We start from the raw sequence: 20,136 nt of genomic DNA on the forward strand, positions 1-20,136 counted from the left end.
CGGTGCTGAGCTCACAAGATCACGGGTCACAAGATCACGGCACGGCCACGCTACTACAGAGCGGTCGCCGCCGGGATGAATGCGAACAACTGCGGACCGAACGGGCCGATGGGAGGCAGCGATGCGGGTCGATGTAGTGGTCGTGGGCGCGGGCGTCAGCGGCCTGACCGCCGCACGGCGGCTGCGCGCCGCCGGTCTGGCCGTCACGGTGGTGGAGGCCAGGGACCGCGTCGGCGGGCGGGTGCGCACCTACCGGCCCGGCGACGGCGGCCCCCCGATGGAGCTGGGGGCTCAGGTCGTCCACGGCGACCGCAACCCCGTGTGGGACGTGCTGGAACCGGACGCGGCCGAGCCGGTGCGGCCGGGCACGGCCCTTGTCGCCGCGGCGGGGCGGGTGCTGCCGCTGGGCGTGCTCGCCCGGCGGGGACGGCCGCCGTGGGCGGTCGAGCAGAGCCTGCTGCGGGACCCGGGGGAGGACGTGCCCGTCGCAGGGCGGCTCACCTCCGGCGACCAGGCCGAGTGGCTGCGGCAGAACTGGGCGGCCGACCCCGAGTCCCTCAGCGCGGTGGGCATGGCCGCCGGACACCGCGCCGACGACGTCGGCGAGGGCCGATTCGCCGTCCGCGGAGGGTTCGACCGGCTGCCCGGCCTGCTGGCCCACGGGCTCGACGTGCGGCACGGCAGCCCGGCCAGGAGCATCGCCTGGTCGCCGGGCCGGGTGGAGACCCGCCTCGACGACGGCGCGGTGACGGCCGCGGCGGCGGTGGTGACCGTGCCTCCGCCCGTGGTCGCGGGCGGAGCGCTCGCGATCGCGGACATGCCGGCCCGCAAGCGGGCGGCGGCCGAGTCGCTGCGCCTCGGCGACGCCTGGTGCGGGGTGGTGACGCTGTCGCGGCCCGCCCCGGAGTCGGCCGTCGTGTTCGACGCCGAGGGCGGGCTGGGCTTCGTCACCTGCACCGCCGGCAGCACGCGCGTCCTGGTGGTGGCCAAGGCCGGGGCCGCCGCGCGGGCACGCGAGGCGGCCCGCGGAGGGCCGCCCCCGCTGGGCCGGGTGCTGCCCTGGGCCGCCGACGCCCGGTGCGAGCACGTCGAGACGGCCGACTGGGGGGCGGACGCCTGGGCGACCGGTGCGTTCACCTATCCCCGGGTCGGCGGCCTGTGGGCGCGGGCGGCGTGGGCGGAGCCGATGGGCGGCACGGTGTTCTTCGCGGGCGAGGCCACGGCGGCCGGCGTCCCGATGGTTCAGGCGGCCATGGCCAGCGGTGACCGCGCGGCCGGAGAGGTCCTGGAGGCGGTAGGGCGATGAAATTACACACGGGCTGGTATCTGCTGGCGTTCGAGGAGGAACTCGCCGAAGGGCTGAACCCCCTGCTGCTCGGCGGGCGCAGGCTGCTCGCCGTACGGGACGGGTCGCGCGTCCGCGTCTTCGACGGGCTGTGCCCGCACCGGGGTGCGGCCCTCGGCCACGGCGGCACCCTGGACGGCGATTGCGTCGTCTGCCCCTTCCACGGCAAGCGGGTGGCACTCGGGGACACGGCGCGACGCTGGTCGGTCGCCGAGTACGCGGTCGAGCAGGCGGGCGCGGCGGTGTTCGTGCGGCTGTCCGCGGATGACGACCGGGGCTTCCAGCGGGCCATCAAGGAGGTGGCCGACGGCAACATCGTCGTGGGCGCGGTGATCCAGCCGGTGGCGGTCCCTTCGGAGTACGTGGTGGAGAACGCCTTCGACGCCGAGCACTTCCACCAGGTCCACCTCGTGCCCCGGGTGATCGGCATGCGGGTCTCGCCCTGCCCCGACGGCGAGCTGGCGATCGAAGGGGAGTTCCGCACCAAGGCCCCGCCGTGGGAGCGGGAGCGCCGGCTCGACTTCGCCTCCCGGTTCTACGCCCGGGCCTTCAGTCCCAGCCTCGTCGTGACCGAGCTGGGCACCGCGGAGGCGCCGTACACGATCATCACGGGCGCCGTGCCCACCTCCGGCGGTTGTGTGGGGCGGGTCGCCATCGCACTGCCGCCGGAGCGCGCCGAGGCGCTCGACGCGCTGGTCCACGGCGCGCGGTACGCCTTCGAGCAGGACCGCGTCGTCTGGGACCACCTCGATCCGGACGCGCCGCAGCGCTACGACGCCGGTGACCGGCCCGTGCTGGCCTTCCGCCGGTTCTGCGCCACCTTCGGCGCCGTTCCACCGGCCGGAACCCCTTCCGCGGCGGTGACGGGGGAGCCGGTGTGATGCGGGTGCACGCGAGCGGGAGCGGCCCGGCCGTGCTGTGGCTCCACGGCTACACGATGGACTCCTCCACCTGGCGCGACCTGTGGGCGCTGCTGCCCGGCCGGCGGCACGTCGGCGTCGACCTGCCGGGCCACGGAGCGTCCGGTCCGATGCGGCCAGGCACGACGCTGCCGGGCCTGGCGGCCGAGATCGCGGCCGTCGCGCGGGCCGAGGGGGCGCACGACGTCGTGGCCCTGTCCTTCGGGTCGCTGGCGGGGATCCAGCTCGCCGTGGACGCCCCCGACGTCGTACGGCGCCTCGTCGTGGCGGCTCCCACCATCGCGGGCGCCCCCAGCGAGCCGGGGACGGCCCCGCGTTACCGCGAGCTGATGGCGTTGCGGCGGGCCGGCGCGGACGGCGCCGCGCTGGCGGACGTCTGGATGTCCTCCCCGCCCGACATCTTCCGCGGCACCCAGGCGCACCCCCGGCTGCGGGCGAGCCTGCGGGCGGTCATCGCCCGGCACGGCTGGGACGAACTGCGCACGGGCTCGATGGCGGCGTTCCACCGGCACACGCATACCGACGAGGCGCTCGGAGCGATCAGGGCCGACACGCTGGTCCTCGTCGGGGACGCCGAGATGCCGACGTTCGCGGCCAACGCCGACCGGCTGGGCGCGGTCGTCCCCCGCTGCCGGGTGGTCGAGATGGCGGACGCCGGCCACCTGTGCCTGATCGAGCGCCCGGCGGCCGCCGCGCGGCTCATCTGGTCGCATCTGGAAAGGAGCCGGGTGGGTGCCCAGGCGTGAGACGTACGCGCAGGGCTCGCCCTGCTGGGTGGACTACATGGCGGCCGACCCTGAGGGAGCGCGGGACTTCTACGCGAGCCTGTTCGGCTGGACCTTCGACGAGCCCGAGGAGTACGGCTATCGCCTGGCGCGGCAGGCCGGGGAGGTCGTCGGAGGATTCGGCCGGGTGCCACCGGGACGGGGGTTGACGCCCACCTGGAACACCTACCTGGCGGCGAAGGACGCCGACGCGGTGGCCGGGCGGGTGACCGAGCTCGGCGGCACGGTGGTGTTCGGGCCGCTCGGCGCCGGCGAGGACGGGCGGTTCCTGTTCGCGGTCGACGCGACGGGTGCGTCGGTCGGTTTCTGGCAGGGGCACTGGGCGGAGGGCATCGTCCTGGTCGACGAGTACGGCGCGACCTGCGGCCACGAGCTGTGGGCGGCCGATCCCGCCGCCGCCGGCGCCTTCTACACGGGGCTCTTCGGGGAGGAGCCGGCGCACGGACGGGAGGTGCGCGGCGTGCCGCACGGCGTGTCCCCGCAGTGGGTGTCGTATTTCCTCGTGGACGACGTGCCCTCGGCGGCCGTGGCCGCGGAGCGGGCGGGCGGCCGGGTCGCCGAGGTGTGGGACGACGGGCGTGCGGCGGTGGTGCGCGATCCGTGGGGCGCGCTGTTCGGCGTCAGGGACGGCCGGTCCCGCTCCGCGGACGGAACCAGATGAAGAACGCGGCCACGAGGAGCGCCCCGACGATCACGACGACCACGCCCACGCTCTTGTCGATCATCAGCGACACGACGACCGCGATCGCGTACACCAGCGGCACGATAAGGCGGATGTTACCCAGTCCCATGACGGCTCCCCGAGGGAAAAAGAATTCGGCGAACGCATCATCGGCCATGTCCCGGGGGCCGTCCAGGGTGATTCCGGTTATTACGTATCCTGATCCCGGGGGCGTACGTATGCGTATTCCGGGGGTCAGATATTCAGGCCGGGCCGCAGCACGAGCAGATAGAACGCGACCACCGCGGCGTAGCCGAAAAACGCCCACACGGGAAGGCGCCAGCCGGTGCCCGGCCTCTCCTTGCGTTCGTACGGCCGGGCCGCGCCGGGCGTCATGAATCCGACCAGCGCCATTCCCGGCCCCCAGCAGCCGAGGATGCCGTAGAAGACCACCTCGGGGTCGCCGCCGAGGCCGGCGGGCACCAGCAGCGCCAGGCCGATCAGGTAGGGGATCCACAGGCGCGTCACGGCCGCCTTGCGGGCGCGTGGGGTGTCCAGAGGCACGCTCGCGGGCAGCGAGTCGAGGTACATCCGGCTGAGCGGCCGCGTGACCAGGTAGAGAATCGCCATCGCGGCGGCGGCGATGAGGAACTGGACGGCGACGGGCACATGGTAGAGACGGGCCAGAACCCCGGTGTCGCCCACCGCGAGCAGCGGTGTGACCACCAGGTAGCCCAGGAACGCCACGACGCCGGTCATCGCCAGCCACATCAGCAGCAACCGCGGATAGGAGGGCCCGCGACGGCGGTACAGCGCCCAGCAGACGAGGCCGGTGACGAGGCTGCCGACCGGGCCGGCGGCGGCCACCATGGCCTCCAGCGCGCGCTGCGGCGAGGGCACGTGCAGCTCGACGAACTGGCCGATGGCAGGATGGAACCCCGCCGCGCGGGCGGCCAGGGCGTGTGATCCCTCGTGCAGGAACACCTCGACGAGTTGCGCCGTCGCGTACGACAGGGACAGCGGACCCCAGGCCGCGCGGGCGGAGGGGATGCGCGGAGCGGCGGCGTCCCGCCGGGCCGCCGGGATCTCGGGGGTGCTCGTCACCCTGTCATGGAACCAGAACCGGCAGAGCCGGTCCAGGCGCTTTCCCGCAATTGGAATTTTGTTCCAATAAGACTGGAACTCGTTCTAGTGGGAGACGGCGGCCCGCCCATCTGGCATATCCGTCTTACCCGTGGCCGGGGACGTCGTGACACCGCAGGGTCGCACGAATTTCATCGCGTGGTCGAGGAAAATCTAGAAACCCGCCAGCAGCCGCTCGGCGGCGATCTCGATGCGGTGCTGGATCTGCTCATAGGTGCGCCGCCCGCGCAGCATCTCCAGCAACTCCTGCACCCAGACTCCCGACAGGGAGCCGGCGAGCGCGAGCTGGTCCTCCGCGGGAAGGTTCACCGTGCGGCCGTCGGCGGCGACGCGCAGCAGCAGGCTCGCCATCCGGTCGCCGAACGGCGCCTCCACCTCCGCCATGATCAGGGAGCGGATGAGCGCGTCGGCGAGTTCCGGCTCGCGCATCAGGCCCCGGGTGGCCCGCATCAGCACGTCGACCGCGCGGCCTGCGGGGTGGGCGGCGTGTGGCGGGCGCCGCTCGATGCTGGACTCCAGCAGGTCGATCTCCTCGCCGACCACCGCCACGACCAGGTCCATCTTCGAGGGGAAGTAGCGGTAGAGCGTTCCCAGGGCGACGCCCGCGCGCTCGGCGACCGTGCGCATCTGCATCGCCTCGACGCCTCCGCGGGAGGCGAGGGCGGCCGCCGCCTGGACGATGCGCCGGCGCCGCTGGTGCTGGCTCCTGGTGCGGACCCCGGGGGTGGCCGGGGCCGGATGGCTGCCCGTGGCGGAGTGCCCTTCGGGAAGCGGTGGTGGAGCGTCGGCGACTGCATGCGAAGTGCGCATAGGAACACGTTATCTGATTTCCGCTCCTTCCGGATGGTTACCCGTCAGTCACAAAAGCGCTGGCGGCTATATGACTTTGGTGTTTCTGTGAGGTGTCGTCGCCGGTTCGTGAGCCTCCCTCTGGACAGAGATTAGAATCCGTTCTAGTTTGCGGTTCTGGGGGGATCCCGCCCCGCAGACAGGTCCGTGGAACACGCGGGAGGTCCGGTGGACTTCGATCTCGACGAGACCCATGCGGAGTTGCGCGCGCTGGCCGCGTCGGTGCTGGACCGGGAGGCGGACCAGGCCAGGATCGAGGCGCACGAGCGCGGCGGCCGGCCGTACGACGCGGGGGCGTGGAAGGCGCTGGCGCAGGCGGGCCTGCTCGGCGCGTGCCTGCCTCCCGAGGCGGGCGGGGCCGGGCTCGGCCCGCTCGCGATGGCGGTGATCCTGCGTGAGGCGGGGGCCCGCGTCGCGCCGGTCCCCGCGCTGCCCGGCCTGATCGCCGCGCTGACCGTCGCCGGGCACGGGACGGACGCGCAGCGGCGGGCGCTCGCGCCGTTCGCCGAGGGGGAGGAGGTGCTGACCGTCGCCTTCCGCGAGGCCGGGGCGGGCCCGGGCGACCCGCCGGCCGCGATCGCCAGGGACGGCAGGATCACCGGACGGCCCGGAATCGTCCCGTACGCCGCCGAGGCGTCGGCCATCCTCGTGCCCGCGCTCTCCGGCGGCGGGGCCGCGCTCTTCCTCGTACGGCAGGGAGACGCGCGACTGCGCCCGGTCCCGACGGCGGCCGGGGAGCCCGCGGCCGTGGTCATCCTGGAGGACGCGCCGGGCGAGATGGTGGGGGAGCCGGACGGCGCGGCCGTCGCCGCGCTGCGGCTGAACACCCTGGCCGCCGTGACCGCGACCGCCTCCGGGGTCCTCGCAGGCGCGCTCGCGCTGACCAAGGGACACATCGCCACGCGCAGGCAGTTCGACCGGGTGCTCGCCGAGTTCCAGGCCGTGACCATGCAGATCGCCGACGTCTACATCGCCGCACGCGCGCTCGACGTCGCCATGTGGACGGGGGTCTGGCGGCTGGGCGAAGGGCTGCCCGCGGAGCGGGATCTGGCCGTCGCCGCCTACAACGCCGCCGCGGATGCCGTACGGGCGCTCTACACCTGCCAGCACCTGCACGGCGGCATCGGCCTCGACCTGACCTATCCGCTGCATCGCTACTTCGGCCTGGGCAAGCACCTCGCCCATCTGCTCGGCGGCGAGCAGGCCCAACTCGACCTGATCGGAGCCCTGGTCTGATGTTCATCGAGTTGACGGCGGAGCAGCGGCGGCTCCGCGACGACCTGCGGGACTACTTCGCGTCCTGCCTGACCGGCGAGCAGCGCGCCGAGATCGCCCGCGACCCGTTCGGCGAGGCGTACATGGCGCACTGCCGCAGGCTGGGCCGTGACGGCAAGCTCGGCCTCGGGTGGCCGAAGGAGTACGGCGGGGGCGGCTACGGCCCGGTGGAGCAGCAGATCTTCGCCAACGAGGTCACCCGGGCCGAGGTGCCGTACCCCCTGATCACGCTGCAGACGGTCGGCCCGACGCTGATGCGGTATGGCACGGACGCGCAGAAGGAGTTCTTCCTGCCGCGCATCCTCGCCGGGGAGTGCCACTTCGCGATCGGCTACAGCGAGCCGGAGGCGGGCACCGACCTGGCCTCGCTGCGGACGACGGCGGTGCCGGACGGCGACCACTACGTGGTCAACGGCCAGAAGGTGTTCACCTCGGGCGCGCACCACGCCGATTACGTCTGGCTGGCGGCGCGCACCGATCCGGCGGCGAAGAAGCACCGCGGGATCACCATGATGATCGTCGACTGCGCGGCCCCCGGGTTTTCCTGGACGCCGATCATCACGATGGACGGCCGCCACCACACCAACGCCACGTACTACTCGGATGTGCGCGTCCCGCTCGACATGGTCGTCGGCGAGGTGGACAAGGGCTGGGACCTGATCGTCAGCCAGCTCAACCACGAACGCGTCACGCTCGGGCCCGCCGGCAACATCGGGCACACCCTCGACCGTTTCGCCCGCTGGGCGAAGACCAGCCGGGGGCGCGACGGCGCGCCGCTGTGGGAGCACCCCGACGTACGGCGGGCCGTCGCCGAGGTGTACGCGTACTTCCGCACGAACGAGCTGCTGAACTGGCAGGTCGCGGCGTCGATGGACCTCGGCTGGCTGGGCGCGCCCGACGCTTCGGCCACCAAGATCTACGCCTCGGAGCGGGTGCAGGACGTCGGCCGGATCGTCGGCGACACGCTCGCCCGCTTCGGCGATCCGTACGACGAGGAGACGCGCGACCTGATCGAGCGGATGGACCGGGGCGTCAAGGGCGCGCTCGTGCTCACCTTCGGCGGCGGCGTCAACGAGGTCCAGCGTGAGTTGATCGCAATGCTCGGGCTAGGGCTGCCCAAACCGCCACGATGAGCACGCGCCCGGCGGTACGGGCGTTCCGGGCTCAGGGGGTGAAGACCGTCGGCACGTAGAAGAAGACGATCAGCGCGATGATCAGGCAGATCAGGATGCCGACGACCTCCCACAGCCAGTCGAAGTGCCGGTCGCCCTTGACCCGCCGGCCCTTGCTCATGCCCTTGCCCGCGCTGTCGCCGCCGCCGGACGACCTGCCGGCGTGCTTGCTGCCCGTGCTCCTGCCCGCCGTGTGCTTGCGGCCCGGACGGCGGGAGGCGGCGGCCGGAGGGACGGGGACCGCCGCGGCGGCCGGGTGGACCAGGGCGCCGGTCTCCGTCGCCGACGCCTCGGCGGCATGCTCGCCGTCCGTCTCCGCCGGCGACTCCTCGGCTGCGAGGAAAGGCTCGGCTGCGACGAAAGGCTCGGCCGGGAGGGAGGGCTCGGCCGGTCGCTCGGCCTCCTGCGGCGCGGACGTGAACGTGTCCATGGGGGGAGCGGCCGGGAAAAGCGCCTCGGAGGGCGGCGTCAGCGGAGATTCGCCGGACGGCTCCTCGGTCCGCGGGAAGGCGTCGGCGGACTCGGCCTGCCGGGACGTGCCCGCCGCCTCGGCCGTACGGAACGCGTCGAAGGGCACGGCGAAGCGGAGCGTGTCGAACAACGCGTCCAGCGGCTCTGCGGGGCGGGGTGTGTCGGCGGTGCCGAAGGCGTCGAACGGCTCTGCCGGGCGCGGGGCGGTGCCGAAGGCGTCGAACGGCTCCGCGGGGCCGAGTGTGTCGGCGGTCCCGAAGGCATCGAAGGGATCCGCGCGGTGGGAGGAAGCGGCGGTGCCGAAGGCGTCGAACGGCTCGGGGTTGATCTTCGCGACGTCCGGGGCAGGTGGCGGCGTGGCGGGCGCGGTCTGCGCGGATTCCTGCGGGGACGCCTGCGGCTCCACGGGCGCGGCCAGAGCCGCCGGTCGCTCCGCGGGCGCGGGCCGCCCGGTGCGCTTCCTGCGCAGACGGCCCTCGCCGAGCGAGTTCAGCAGCGACCCGCGCAGCCGGGGCATGGGCTCGGTCGTCGCCTCGTGCTTGGCCTTGCGCCGGGGGCCCTGCGGCTGCGCGATGGCGTCGGTGTTGACCACGCACGTGTTGGTGACCTGGTCGGGGTCGCTCAGCGGCAGCGGCCAGGTCGGAGTGGTCGGCCACAGCCTCTTGGTGACCAGCCCGGAGGACTGTTCCCCGCCCGTCGTGGCGCTCCCCGGCTCCTCGTACGGCAGCGCCGCCAGCACCCGGTCGCGTACGGACGCGGCCGGCCGGCGCCAGGGCAGCCGGGCCAGCACGTCGCCGACGGGGGAGACGCCGATGGCGTCGTAGACCTCCGTGACGGAGGCGGGCACGAACGGCGCCGACCTCGCGGCGGTGACCGCCGTCTCCAGCGTCTGGGCGAAGCGGCGCGTCGCCCCCGCGATCAGCTCCTCGGCGGTGTCGGCCGCCACGTCGAGGACCAGGGCCAGTTCGGGCGCCGTCAGGCCGCATACCTCCGACAGGAGCAGGACCTCACGCTGGTGCGGCCGGATGTCCCGGAACACCCGCTCGATCAAGGCGGTGGCGGGGTCGGCGACGGAGTCGACGGCCGGCAGCGCGTAGCTGACGTCCCGGCGGTAGATCTCCCGGCGCGCCAGCACGTACAGCGCGGCGCGTGCGGGCGGCTCGGCGGTCGGGGCGGTGGTGAAGACGGCCACCACGGCGTCGGCGGCGGACGCGGTCTCACCGAGCTGGTCGTGGCAGTACGCGAACAACCCCGCCACGTGACGCTCGTAGAGCTCGGCGATCAGCTCGCTCCTGGAGCGCTGACCGGTGAGCGGTGCAGTCACGACCGGCTCCTCTGAGTTTCGTGCTGGTCCGTAGCGGAGGGACGCGGCGGAGGGACGGGAGAGGTGTGAGAGTAATCATGCCAACACATCACCGCGCCACGCATCATGAGATGCCCTATTGATAGATATCTAGGCCCGGATATCGGAGGTTCCCACCGTAGGCTGGCCGCCGGGTGGTGTGTCCGGAACGGGTCGCGTTGGATATCCGGGGGGTCCACGGGGAAGAGCGAGTGGGCCTCCCGGTGTTGGCTTGATCGCACACTCTTTCGAAGGGCGAGATGGCGTGATCACGTTCGAAGACGTCACCAAGCGCTACCGGGATGGAACGGTGGCCGTGGACGACCTCAGCCTGGAGGTGCCCACGGGTGCGATCACCGTGTTCGTGGGCCCCTCCGGCTGCGGCAAGACCACGTCGCTGCGGATGATCAACCGCATGATCGACGCCACCTCCGGCCGCATCACCCTGGACGGTCAGGACGTGCGCGAGATCGACCCGCCCACGCTCCGGCGCGGCATCGGGTATGTGATCCAGCAGGCGGGCCTGTTTCCGCACCGCAAGATCGTGGACAACGTGGCGACGGTGCCGTACCTGCTGGGCTGGAGCAAGAAGAAGGCGCGCGCCCGCGCGATGGAGCTGCTCGAGCTGGTCGGGCTCGACCCCGGCCTGGCCGGGCGCTATCCCTTCCAGCTCTCCGGAGGGCAGCAGCAGCGCGTCGGCGTGGCCCGGGCGCTCGCGGCCGACCCTCCGGTGCTGCTCATGGACGAGCCGTTCAGCGCCGTCGACCCGATCGTGCGGGCCAGTCTCCAGGACGAGCTGCTGCGGCTGCAGTCGGAGCTGCGCAAGACGATCGTGTTCGTCACCCACGACATCGACGAGGCGGTCAAGCTCGGCGACACGGTGGCCGTCATGCGCGTCGGCGGGCGGCTGGCCCAGATGGCCGGCCCGGCCACGCTGCTCACCGAGCCCTCCGACGACTTCGTCCGCGAGTTCCTCGGCCGCGACCGCGGCATCCGGCGGCTTTCGTTCATCTCGGCCAAGGAGGTGCGGCTGAGCCCGTCGCCGTCCGATCTGGTGACCGACGAGGACGGCAGGGCGCTCGGCTGGCGGACCGCGGACGGGCTCGCCGCGATCGGCACCTTCAACCCCGAGACCGACTCGCTGCGCGTGGCGCTCGACGCGGCGTTGCTGTCGCCCAACGGCACCGCGGTCGCCGTGGACGAGGAGGGCCGCGTGCGCGGCGTGGCCGGCCGGGACGCGATCGACGAACTGCTCGCCGAGTACGCGCCGCCCGCCGCGGGCCGCGCCCCGGGCGGATCGAGCGGCGGCTCCTCCTCCGGCGCCGGCGACTCCGAGGGGGCGCCCGCGTGACCGACGAGCCCCTGGTCCGCTGGGACTGGATCGCGCGCAACTGGGCCAACGGAGGCCCCACCGCGATCAGCGCCCTGCTGGAGAACCACGTCGTGATGGCCTTCCTGCCCGTGCTGTTCGGGCTGGTCGTGGCCCTGCCGCTGGGCCTGGCCTGTGTGCGCTGGCGCTGGCTCTACCAGCCGACGGCCGCGCTGATGAACGTCACCTACTCGCTGCCGTCCCTCGTGCTGTTCTCGATCTTCCTGTCGGTCACCGGGCTCACCCGGTCGACCGTCGTCATCCCGCTGACGTTCTTCGCGCTCGCGGTCCTGATCCCCGCCGTGGTGGACGGCCTGGGCTCGGTGCCCGATCCCGTACGGCAGTCGGCGGTGGCGATGGGGTTCCGGCCCGCGCGCCGGCTGCTCCGGGTGGAGTTGCCGGTCGCGGTGCCGGTGGTCCTGGCCGGGCTGCGGGTCGCGACCGTGTCCAGCATCAGCCTGGTCAGCGTGGGCGCGCTCATCGGCCAGGGCGGGCTGGGCAACCTGTTCATCGACGGCTGGCAGCGGCAGTTCTACACGCCGATCGTGGTCGGGATCGTGCTCATCGTCCTGCTCGCCGTGCTCGCCGACGGGCTGCTCGTGCTCGCCCAGCGGCTGCTGACCCCCTGGTCCCGGGCGAGGAGGACGGCGTGAACTGGCTGGCCGACTTCTTCGGCGACGCGGGGCACTGGTCGGGCCCGGACGGCATCCCGGTCCGGCTGCTGGAGCACCTGGAGTTCTCGGCGGCGGCCTTCCTTGTCGCGGCGCTGATCGCCGTGCCGCTCGGCATGCTCATCGGCCACACGGGCCGCGGCGCGCTGCTCGTCGTGGTCGCGGCGAACGCCGCCCGGGCGTTGCCGACGCTCGGCCTGCTCGTGCTCGTGGTGCTGCTGGCGGGCGTGGGGACCGTCCTGCCGGTGCTGATCCCGCTGATCGTGCTGGCGGTCCCGCCCATCCTGGTGAACACGTACGAGGGCGTGCGGGGGGTGGACGCCGACCTGCGCGACGCCGCGTACGGCATGGGCCTGCGCGGGCGTCAGGTGCTGTTCCGGACGCTGACCCCGGTCGCGCTGCCGCTGATCCTGCTGGGCCTGCGCCTCGCCGCCATCCAGGTCGTCTCTACCGCCACCGTCGCGGCGTTCGTCGGGCTGGGCGGGCTCGGCCGGTTCATCATCGACGGCCTGGCCACCAAGACCTATGCGGACGTGATCGGGGGAGCGGTCCTGGTGGCCGCCCTCGCCCTGGCCGTCCAGTTCGCCTTCGTCCTGCTCGACCGGGTGGCCGTCTCACCCGGTGTCCGCCAGGTCCGCTAATTCCGTTATTATCGCCCTAAAATGAAGGGATTTTTTGGTATGAGACGTATCTTCGGCGTCGCGGCGGTCGCCCTGACCGCGGCGCTCACGTTATCGGGCTGCGGGGGCTCCGACCCCCTTTCCACGACCGCGTCCGCCGCCCCGGCGGCGTCGGGCTCGGGCGACGCCGCCGCCGCGAAGGTCGTCGTCGGCTCCTTCAACTTCCCCGAGAGCGTCCTGCTCGCCTCGATGTACGCCCAGGCCCTTCAGGCCAAGGGGATCACGGTCGAGGAGAAGCCCAACATCGGCAGCCGCGAGGTCGTCTACGACCAGGTCAAGAGCGGCGGCCTGACCGTGCTGCCCGAGTACGCCGGGTCGCTGCTGGCGTTCGTCGACAAGTCGAGCACGGCCAGGACCAAGGACGAGATCCTCGCGGGCCTGAAGGCCAAGCTGCCCGCGGAGCTGGAGATCCTGGAGCCCGCCGCGGCCGAGGACAACAACTCGCTCACGGTCACCAAGGCCACGGCCGACAAGTACAAGCTCAGCACCATCGAGGACCTCGTCAAGGTGGCGAAGGACTTCGTGGTCGGCGGTCCGCCGGAGTTCAAGCAGCGTCAGGAGGAGAACTTCAAGAACGTCTACGGCCTGGAGTTCAAGCAGTGGAAGCCCACCGGGGACACCACCGCTGACGCGATCAAGAGCGGCACGGTCCAGGTGGGCAACGTGTTCACCACCGACCCCAAGATCGTGCTGAACGACCTCGTGCCGCTGCAGGACAACAAGAACGCCTTCGGCTCGGAGAACGTGACGCCCCTGGTCTACAAGGCCGGGGTGAACGACACCGTGACCTCCACGCTGAACGCGGTCTCCGCCAAGCTGGACACCCAGACGCTGGTCTCCCTGATGAAGCGGATCTCCGTCGACAAGGACGACCCGCCCGTGGTGGCCAAGGACTGGCTCACGCAGAACGGCCTGCTCTGACAGCGAGCATGTAGGTGAACGCCTCCCGGTGGAGCATGACTCCTTGCTCCGAACCGGGAGGCGTTCGTCTGCGCTCACCGGACGGCGATCAGTCCGATGCGGTGTCGTGTCAGCGGCCGCGTCAGCACGGCAACGGCCCGATGTCAGCGCGGCCGGCGATCGTGGATGCCATGAACGGCTCAGCGATCGCGGCCTCGGGGCCGCGAAAGGCATCCGAAGACAACGCCGTGCTCGCCGGCTGATGAGGGGAATGGCCATGGAACACACCGTCACCACGATGCCGACCGCGCGTCAGTCCGGCTGTCCCTTCGATCCCCCGGCGGAGCTCATCGACGCCCGCCGGCACGGCCCGATCAGCCGCTACCCCTTCCCCGACGGACACGAGGGCTGGCTGATCACCGGATACGACCTGGTCCGGTCGGTCCTGGCCGACCCCCGGTTCAGCTCGCGCAAGGAGCTCATGCGCCACCACCCGCTGATCGACTTCGGCGAGATCGAGGTCCCCCCGGCGCCGCCCGGCGAGTTCCTCCTCATGGACGAGCCGCAGCACAGCCGCTATCGCAAACCGCTGGTGGGCAAGTTCACCGTACGGCGGATGCGACAGCTCACCGAGCGCGTCGAGCAGGTCACCGCCGACCACCTGGACGCCATGGAGAAGGCGGGGCCGCCGGCGGACCTCGTGACCGCGTTCGCCAAGCCCATCCCCGCCGTCATCATCTGCGAGCTGCTGGGCGTGCCGTACGAGGACCGGGGCTCCTTCCAGGACAACATCGACAAGTTCCTCGGCGGGGAGGTCGGCGACGAGGAACTGATCGCGGCCTACACCGCGACCCAGCGATACCTCGCGGAGCTGGTGGCCGCCAAGCGCGCCAACCCCACCGACGACGTGCTCAGCGACCTCACCGACAGCGACCTGACCGACGAGGAGCTACAGGGGATGGCCCTGATCCTGCTGTCGGCCGGATTCGACACCACTGCGAACATGCTGGCGCTGGGCACCTTCGCGCTGCTGCAGAACCCGGACCAGCTGGCCGCGCTGCGCGCCGAGCCCACGCTCATCGACGGGGCCGTGGAGGAACTGCTGCGCTACCTGACCGTCGCGAAGACGTTCATGAGGACGGCGCTGGAGGACGTCGAGCTGGGCGGCCGGACCATCGCGGCCGGGACGACGGTCATCCTGTCCCTCAACACCGCCAACCGCGATCCCGAGCGCTTCCCCAACCCCCACGTGCTCGACCTGCGCAGGCAGGACGGCGGTCACCTGGCCTTCAGCCACGGCATCCACCAGTGCCTGGGCCAGCAGCTCGCCCGCGTCGAGATGCGGGTCGCCTTCCCCGCGCTGCTCAACCGCTTCCCCACGCTGCGCCTGGCCGTACCGGCTGAGGAGGTCGACCTGCGGCCGGAGACCGCGGACATCTACGGGGTGAAGAGCCTCCCGGTGACCTGGGACGTGTGACCGCGAGATACGGCCGCCCCGCGCCTGATCCACGGCTGATCCACGACTGACCCGCAGCAGGATCGGACGATCGCGATTTCCCCCGTCGACGCAGGTGGGCGGGGTGCGCGCGGTGGCGGTTAGCCGATGTCGCCACAGCTCGGCACAATTGCTGACGTGCGAGTCGAACTGCTCGGACCGTTCGAGGTCCGCAACCGCGACGGGTCCGTGGTGGAGGTTCCCGGGATTCGGCTGCGCGCACTGCTCGCCGCGCTCGCCCTCGAACCCGGCCGGATCGTCACGCGGGCGAGGCTGGTGGACTGGATCTGGGGGCGACGGCCGCCCGCGGACGAAGCCAATGCCCTGCAGGCGTTGGTGTCCAGGCTGCGCAGGGTGTTGCCGGACGGTGTGATCGAGGCGGACTCCGGCGGCTACCGGCTGGCCGTGGCGCCTGATGCCGTGGACGTGTGCCGGTTCGAGCACCTGGTCGGTCAGGCCCGCGCCGCCGACCCCGCGGCGCGGGCCGATCTGCTGCGCTCGGCCCTGGCACTGTGGCGCGGTGCGGCCATGGCGGACATCGCGCTGCGAGACAGCGACGCGTTCGACGCCGTGGTCGCGCGTCTGGACGAACTCCACATCGCCGCGCTCGGGGACCGGGTGGACGCGGACATCCGCCTCGGCCGTGGCTCGGAGCTGGTCTCCGAGCTGACCGAGCTGGTCGCCGCGTATCCGCTGCGGGAGGGGTTCGTGGCGGCCTTGATGCGAGCGCTCGCCGAGGCGGGACGTACGGCTGAGGCGTTGACCGTGTACCAGCGGACGCGTGAGCGGCTCGCCGAGGAGTTGGGCGCCGATCCGTCGGCCGAGCTCTCCGCGCTGCACACCGCGTTGCTGCGGGGCGAGCTGGGCGCGCGGGCGGACAACCACAGGACGAACCTGCGCGCCGAGCTGACGAGTTTCGTCGGCAAGGACGACGACGTCTCCGCGGTGGCCGGTCTGGTCGTCAAGCACCGGCTGGTCACCTTGGCGGGGGCGGGTGGCTCCGGCAAGACGAGGCTGGCCACGGAGACCGCGCGGACGATGCTCGCCGAGCTGCCGGACGGGGCGTGGCTGGTCGAACTGGCCTCGGTGCGGGCGGGCGGTGACCTGGCGCAGGCCGCCCTCACCGCGATCGGCCTGCGTGACCAGCCACTGCTCGGTGCCGCACGGGGTGGGGAACCGATGGATCAGCTCGTCGCCGCGGTCCGGGAGCGCGCGATCCTGCTGATCCTGGACAACTGCGAGCACGTGATCGAGGCGGCCGCGGCTTTCGCGGATCGGCTGCTGGGGGAGTGCCGGAGGCTGCGGATTCTGGCCACGAGCAGGGAACCGCTCGGCATCACCGGAGAGGTGCTGTGGCAGGTCGAGCCGCTCGCGCTGCCCGCGAAGGGAGCCGACCCCTCCGAGGCCGGGTCCTCGCCCGCGGTGCGGCTGCTGCGGGACCGCGCGGATCTGGTGCGCAAGGACGTCGGCTCCGACGCGCACACCCTGTCGGCCATGGCGCGGATCTGCCGGGCGCTCGACGGGATCCCGCTGGCGATCGAACTGGCCGCGGCACGGCTGCGCACCATGTCCGTCGATCAGCTGGCACGCCGGCTCGATGACCGATTCCTTCTGCTGACCGGCGGCAGCCGTACGGCGCTGCCCCGGCACAAGACGCTGCGCGCGGTCGTGGACTGGAGCTGGGATCTGCTGACCGAGGCCGAACGCCGCGTGCTGCGGCGGCTGTCGGTGTTCTCCGGCGGGACGAGCCTGGAGGCGGCCGAGCGGGTGTGCGGGGACGAGGCGTTCGCCGGGGAGCAGGTGCTCGACGTGCTGACCGCGTTGATCGAGAAATCGCTGCTGCTCGCCGACGGCGAGGGCACGCCGCGCTACCGGATGCTCGACACCATCAGGGAATACGCGGCGCACCGGCTCGCCGAAGCCGGGGAGACCGAGCCGGCGCGCCGGGCGCACCTCGCCTACTTCATCGAGCTGGCCGAGACGGCCGATCCGCACCTGCGCCGGGCCGAGCAGCTGGAATGGCTGGCCAGGCTCGAGGCCGAGCACGACAACATCAGTGCGGCGCTGCGCGGGGCGATCGCCGAGGGATGGGCCCAGGAGGCGATGCGGCTGGTCGGGGCCGCGGGCTGGTACTGGTACCTCGGCGGGCACAGGGCCGAGGGCACCGAGTTGAGCATCGCGGCGTCCTCGATGCCCACTGAGGTGACCGCTGAGGTGTCCGACGAGGTGCGGGCGATGGCATACCTCATCGTGACGATGTTCCTGACCTCCGGGGTCGGCGGCGACCAGTATCAGGCGCGGGAGTGGATCCACGAGGCGCACCGGCTCGCCCAGCGCAGCGGGTATCGCCACCCGCTGCTCGGGTTCGTCGGGGTGCTGGAGCGGATGCTGCAGGGCCCGGCGGAGTTCCTCCCCGCGTTCGAGCCGCTCATCGCCGACGACGATCCGTGGGTGCGCGCGCAGGCCAGGCTCGCTCGTGGCCGGCTGCGGCTGATGCTCGGCGGCGATGAGACCGATGTGGACATCGACGCCGAGATCGCCCTTGCCGAGTTCCGGACGCTGGGCGAGCGGATGGGGATCTCGCTGGCGCTGACCTTCCTGGCCGATCGGCTCGCCATGCGCGGCGAGTTGGCACGCGCGTGTGAGCATTTCGAAGAGGCGATCGTGGCGCTGACCGAGGTGGGCGGGGCCGAGGACGTGGTCGGCCTGCTGGCGCGGCAGGCTCAGCTGTACTGGCTGCTCGGCGACGAGCGGTCCAGCGCTCGCGCCATGGCGGAAGCGCAGCGGCGCGCGGGCGGGATCGCCTGGCCGGACTCGCTTGCCGAGCTGGCGCTTGTGCAGGCACAGCTGGCGCGCTGGCGCGGCGAGCCGGACCAGGCACACGAGCACCTGGCCACGGTGCGTGCGGTGCTGAACGACGCGGAAAGGGGCGACTCCGTCCGTGCCGCCATCATGGACCTGTACGGCTACCTCACCGAGGATCTCGACAAGGCCCGCGCGTACCGGACCGAGGCGCTCCGCGCGGTCATGAAGTACGAGTATCCGCCGGCGATCGCCGAGGTGCTGATCGGGATCGCGGATCTCGCGCTGCGCCAGGGAGACTACGAGCAGGCCGCGCGACTGCTCGGGGCGAGCGACGCCGTGCGCGGCACGCCGGATCGTTCGCAGCCGGACGTTTCCAGGATCGCCGCGGACGCGCGGAATCGCCTCGGTGAATCCGTGTTCACCGAGGCGATCCGTGACGGCCGGCGGCGGGACTGGCGCGAGCTGGCCGAGATCACGCTCGCTTGTTGAACGACGCGCGCGCCCACAGGTAGCCGATCAACGTCAGCCCCGCGCACCAGGCGATCGCCGTGATGGCCGAGCCCGCCGACGGCGCTCCGGTCAGCAACCCGCGCAGGGTTTCGATGATCGGGGTGAACGGCTGATACTCGGCGAACTGCCGCGCGCCGGGACCCATCTTGCCGGCCGGAACGAACGCGCTGCTCAAGAAGGGCAGGAGCATCAACGGGACAGCGGCGAGGCCCGCGCTTTCCGGCGTCTTCGCCGCGAGACCGAACGCGACGGTCAGCCAGCCGATCGCCAACACCGTCAGCGCGACGATGCCGATCACGCCGAGCCATTCCGCGAAACCCGCCGACGGCCGGAATCCCATCAGGAACGCGACCCCGGTGACGAACGCGATGGCCACCAGGCTCCGCAGCATGGTGACGATCACGTGCGCGTTCAGCACCGCGGCCCGGGACACGTCCATGACGCGAAGCCGGTTGATGAATCCGGTCGTCATGTCGGAGTTCACCGCGATCGCGGTGGCGCCGATGCCGTAGCAGATGGTCGTCAGCATCAACCCCGGCGTCGCGTAGTCGGCGTAGTCGACGCCGACGCTGAACGCGCCGCCGAACACGTAGACCATCAGGAACATCAGAAAGACCGGCATGACGATGCCGTTGAACAGCGCCACCGGATTGCGCATCGTGTGCCGGAAGTTGCGGCGCAGCATGGTCGTGGAATCCGCGATGACCTTCATCGGGCGTTGACCTCCTTGTTCGCGGTGCCGGTAAGGGCGAGGAAGACGTCATCCAGGTCCGGGGTGTGCACCGACAGCTCCTCGACGTCAACGGAGTGCGCGTCGAGCTGTTCGAGCAGCGCGCGCAACGACCGCACTCCACCGTCGCCGGGCACCTGCAAGGTCAGCTCTTCGTCGTCCCTCGTGGACCCGGGCAGGATCCGTGCCGCGGCGTCGAGTTCGTCCCGGCCGGTGAACCGCAGCCGGACATGGCTGCCGGGAACCCGGCGCTTGAGCTCGTCGGCGGTGCCCTCCGCGACCAGCCGGCCCTGATCGAGCACCGCGATGCGGTCGGCGAGTTGGTCGGCCTCCTCCAGATACTGGGTGGTGAGGAAGATGGTCGTACCGCCGGCGACCAGTTCCCGGATGATCTCCCACATGGTGCGGCGGCTGCGCGGGTCGAGTCCCGTCGTGGGCTCGTCCAGGAAGATGATCTGCGGCTCGCCGACCAGGGTCATGGCGAGGTCCAGCTTGCGGCGCATGCCGCCGGAGTAGGACGCCGCCGGTTTGCCCGCCGCTTCGGCCAGATCGAACCGGTCGAGCAACCGGCCGGCGATTCGTCTGCCCTCCGCCTTGGGCAGGTGCAGGAGATCCGCCATCAGCAGCAGGTTCTCCTCGCCGGTGAGCAGGTCGTCCACCGAAGCGAACTGCCCGGTGACCCCGATCGCCGCGCGCACCGCCTTGGTCTCCGTCGCCACGTCGTGCCCGGCGACGACCACGGTGCCGGCGTCGGGGGCCAGCAGCGTGGTCAGCACGTTCACCGTCGTGGTCTTGCCGGCGCCGTTGGGCCCGAGCAGGGCGAAGATCGTGCCGGCCTTGACGTCCAGGTCGATGCCGTCGAGCACGACCTTGTCCTTGTATGCCTTTCGCAGTCCCGAGGCCGCGATCGCTGATCCGTTCATGGCGTTCACGATCGCCGACCGCTCTGATACCGGCCCGTTGCCGTGCTGACGCGGCCGCTGACACGGACTGTGCTGCCCGCTTCGCTCGTC

18 protein-coding genes are annotated in these 20,136 nt (G+C 71.9%); 12 read left to right on the forward strand and 6 right to left on the reverse strand.

All coding sequences use genetic code 11. The features are described 5' to 3' along the window. The first annotated feature begins 79 nt into the window (after positions 1 to 79). From QSK36_RS20390 to QSK36_RS20405, 4 genes are read left to right on the forward strand one after another with little or no spacing between them, the layout of a single operon-like run. A complete protein-coding gene (locus tag QSK36_RS20390) occupies positions 80 to 1,306 on the forward strand; it encodes a flavin monoamine oxidase family protein (RefSeq protein WP_285783521.1) in 1,227 nt (408 codons plus the stop codon). Beyond that, positions 1,303 to 2,226, forward strand: coding sequence for a Rieske 2Fe-2S domain-containing protein (locus tag QSK36_RS20395; protein ID WP_285783522.1), 924 nt, complete (start codon positions 1,303 to 1,305; stop codon positions 2,224 to 2,226). The genes QSK36_RS20390 and QSK36_RS20395 overlap by 4 nt, the downstream gene beginning before the upstream one ends. Beyond that, positions 2,226 to 3,011, forward strand: coding sequence for an alpha/beta fold hydrolase (locus QSK36_RS20400; protein WP_285783791.1), 786 nt, complete (start codon positions 2,226 to 2,228; stop codon positions 3,009 to 3,011). Before QSK36_RS20395 ends, QSK36_RS20400 begins: the two co-directional genes overlap by 1 nt. Further along, positions 2,998 to 3,711: a VOC family protein gene (locus tag QSK36_RS20405; protein ID WP_285783523.1), complete on the forward strand. Its 714-nt coding sequence runs from the start codon at positions 2,998 to 3,000 to the stop codon at positions 3,709 to 3,711. The genes QSK36_RS20400 and QSK36_RS20405 overlap by 14 nt, the downstream gene beginning before the upstream one ends. On the opposite strand, the gene QSK36_RS20410 is transcribed toward QSK36_RS20405, so the two are convergent. From QSK36_RS20410 to QSK36_RS20420, 3 genes are all read right to left on the reverse strand, one after another. Beyond that, entirely contained in the window at positions 3,671 to 3,841 is a 171-nt protein-coding gene (locus tag QSK36_RS20410) for a hypothetical protein (protein ID WP_183540702.1), read from the reverse strand. The genes QSK36_RS20405 and QSK36_RS20410 overlap by 41 nt on opposite strands. Positions 3,842 to 3,966: 125 nt before the next feature. After that, positions 3,967 to 4,815 (reverse strand): zinc metalloprotease, encoded by an 849-nt coding sequence (locus QSK36_RS20415; RefSeq protein ID WP_183540700.1) that lies wholly within the window; start codon positions 4,813 to 4,815, stop codon positions 3,967 to 3,969. A gap of 192 nt (positions 4,816 to 5,007) precedes the next feature. Continuing rightward, entirely contained in the window at positions 5,008 to 5,664 is a 657-nt protein-coding gene (locus QSK36_RS20420; RefSeq protein WP_183540698.1) for a TetR family transcriptional regulator, read from the reverse strand. Between the two features lie 207 nt (positions 5,665 to 5,871). Here QSK36_RS20420 and QSK36_RS20425 point away from each other — a divergent pair, with 207 nt between their 5' ends. After that, entirely contained in the window at positions 5,872 to 6,939 is a 1,068-nt protein-coding gene (locus tag QSK36_RS20425; protein WP_285783524.1) for an acyl-CoA dehydrogenase family protein, read from the forward strand. Further along, on the forward strand, positions 6,939 to 8,111 hold the full coding sequence (locus tag QSK36_RS20430; RefSeq protein ID WP_285783525.1) for an acyl-CoA dehydrogenase family protein: 1,173 nt from the start codon (positions 6,939 to 6,941) through the stop codon (positions 8,109 to 8,111). The genes QSK36_RS20425 and QSK36_RS20430 overlap by 1 nt, the downstream gene beginning before the upstream one ends. A gap of 31 nt (positions 8,112 to 8,142) precedes the next feature. On the opposite strand, the gene QSK36_RS20435 is transcribed toward QSK36_RS20430, so the two are convergent. Further along, positions 8,143 to 9,945: a hypothetical protein gene (locus tag QSK36_RS20435; protein ID WP_285783526.1), complete on the reverse strand. Its 1,803-nt coding sequence runs from the start codon at positions 9,943 to 9,945 to the stop codon at positions 8,143 to 8,145. A gap of 283 nt (positions 9,946 to 10,228) precedes the next feature. Here QSK36_RS20435 and QSK36_RS20440 point away from each other — a divergent pair, with 283 nt between their 5' ends. From QSK36_RS20440 to QSK36_RS20465, 6 genes are all read left to right on the forward strand, one after another. Further along, positions 10,229 to 11,314: an ABC transporter ATP-binding protein gene (locus tag QSK36_RS20440; protein WP_183540690.1), complete on the forward strand. Its 1,086-nt coding sequence runs from the start codon at positions 10,229 to 10,231 to the stop codon at positions 11,312 to 11,314. Next, positions 11,311 to 11,985 (forward strand): ABC transporter permease, encoded by a 675-nt coding sequence (locus QSK36_RS20445; protein ID WP_183540688.1) that lies wholly within the window; start codon positions 11,311 to 11,313, stop codon positions 11,983 to 11,985. Before QSK36_RS20440 ends, QSK36_RS20445 begins: the two co-directional genes overlap by 4 nt. Then, on the forward strand, positions 11,982 to 12,644 hold the full coding sequence (locus QSK36_RS20450) for an ABC transporter permease (protein WP_139578293.1): 663 nt from the start codon (positions 11,982 to 11,984) through the stop codon (positions 12,642 to 12,644). Before QSK36_RS20445 ends, QSK36_RS20450 begins: the two co-directional genes overlap by 4 nt. 39 nt (positions 12,645 to 12,683) lie before the next feature. Beyond that, a complete protein-coding gene (locus QSK36_RS20455) occupies positions 12,684 to 13,604 on the forward strand; it encodes an ABC transporter substrate-binding protein (protein ID WP_285783527.1) in 921 nt (306 codons plus the stop codon). Between the two features lie 256 nt (positions 13,605 to 13,860). Further along, positions 13,861 to 15,060: a cytochrome P450 gene (locus QSK36_RS20460; RefSeq protein WP_285783528.1), complete on the forward strand. Its 1,200-nt coding sequence runs from the start codon at positions 13,861 to 13,863 to the stop codon at positions 15,058 to 15,060. Between the two features lie 156 nt (positions 15,061 to 15,216). Then, the gene (locus QSK36_RS20465) at positions 15,217 to 18,372 is read left to right on the forward strand and encodes an AfsR/SARP family transcriptional regulator (protein ID WP_285783529.1); all 3,156 of its coding nucleotides are present in this window, start codon (positions 15,217 to 15,219) and stop codon (positions 18,370 to 18,372) included. Here QSK36_RS20465 and QSK36_RS20470 read toward each other — a convergent pair. Together QSK36_RS20470 and QSK36_RS20475 are read right to left on the reverse strand one after the other, a co-directional pair. Next, entirely contained in the window at positions 18,356 to 19,105 is a 750-nt protein-coding gene (locus QSK36_RS20470; protein ID WP_221264151.1) for an ABC transporter permease, read from the reverse strand. The genes QSK36_RS20465 and QSK36_RS20470 overlap by 17 nt on opposite strands. After that, positions 19,102 to 20,046, reverse strand: a complete 945-nt coding sequence (locus QSK36_RS20475; RefSeq protein ID WP_285783530.1) for an ATP-binding cassette domain-containing protein — start codon at positions 20,044 to 20,046, stop codon at positions 19,102 to 19,104. Before QSK36_RS20475 ends, QSK36_RS20470 begins: the two co-directional genes overlap by 4 nt. Positions 20,047 to 20,136 lie beyond the last annotated feature (90 nt).

Origin of the sequence: Microbispora sp. NBRC 16548 (genome assembly GCF_030268985.1) — a bacterium.
GTDB classification, from domain to species: Bacteria; Actinomycetota; Actinomycetes; order Streptosporangiales; family Streptosporangiaceae; genus Microbispora; species Microbispora catharanthi.

Excerpts from the sequence above, each read along its gene's own strand:
- QSK36_RS20390 (WP_285783521.1), top strand. The coding sequence starts at position 80 with ATGCGAACAACTGCGGACCGAACGGGCCGATGGGAGGCAGCGATGCGG.
- QSK36_RS20395 (WP_285783522.1), top strand. The coding sequence starts at position 1,303 with ATGAAATTACACACGGGCTGGTATCTGCTGGCGTTCGAGGAGGAACTC.
- QSK36_RS20400 (WP_285783791.1), top strand. The coding sequence starts at position 2,226 with ATGCGGGTGCACGCGAGCGGGAGCGGCCCGGCCGTGCTGTGGCTCCAC.
- QSK36_RS20410 (WP_183540702.1), bottom strand. The coding sequence starts at position 3,841 with ATGGGACTGGGTAACATCCGCCTTATCGTGCCGCTGGTGTACGCGATC.
- QSK36_RS20420 (WP_183540698.1), bottom strand. The coding sequence starts at position 5,664 with ATGCGCACTTCGCATGCAGTCGCCGACGCTCCACCACCGCTTCCCGAA.
- QSK36_RS20430 (WP_285783525.1), top strand. The coding sequence starts at position 6,939 with ATGTTCATCGAGTTGACGGCGGAGCAGCGGCGGCTCCGCGACGACCTG.
- QSK36_RS20455 (WP_285783527.1), top strand. The coding sequence starts at position 12,684 with ATGAGACGTATCTTCGGCGTCGCGGCGGTCGCCCTGACCGCGGCGCTC.
- QSK36_RS20460 (WP_285783528.1), top strand. The coding sequence starts at position 13,861 with ATGGAACACACCGTCACCACGATGCCGACCGCGCGTCAGTCCGGCTGT.
- QSK36_RS20470 (WP_221264151.1), bottom strand. The coding sequence starts at position 19,105 with ATGAAGGTCATCGCGGATTCCACGACCATGCTGCGCCGCAACTTCCGG.
- QSK36_RS20475 (WP_285783530.1), bottom strand. The coding sequence starts at position 20,046 with ATGAACGGATCAGCGATCGCGGCCTCGGGACTGCGAAAGGCATACAAG.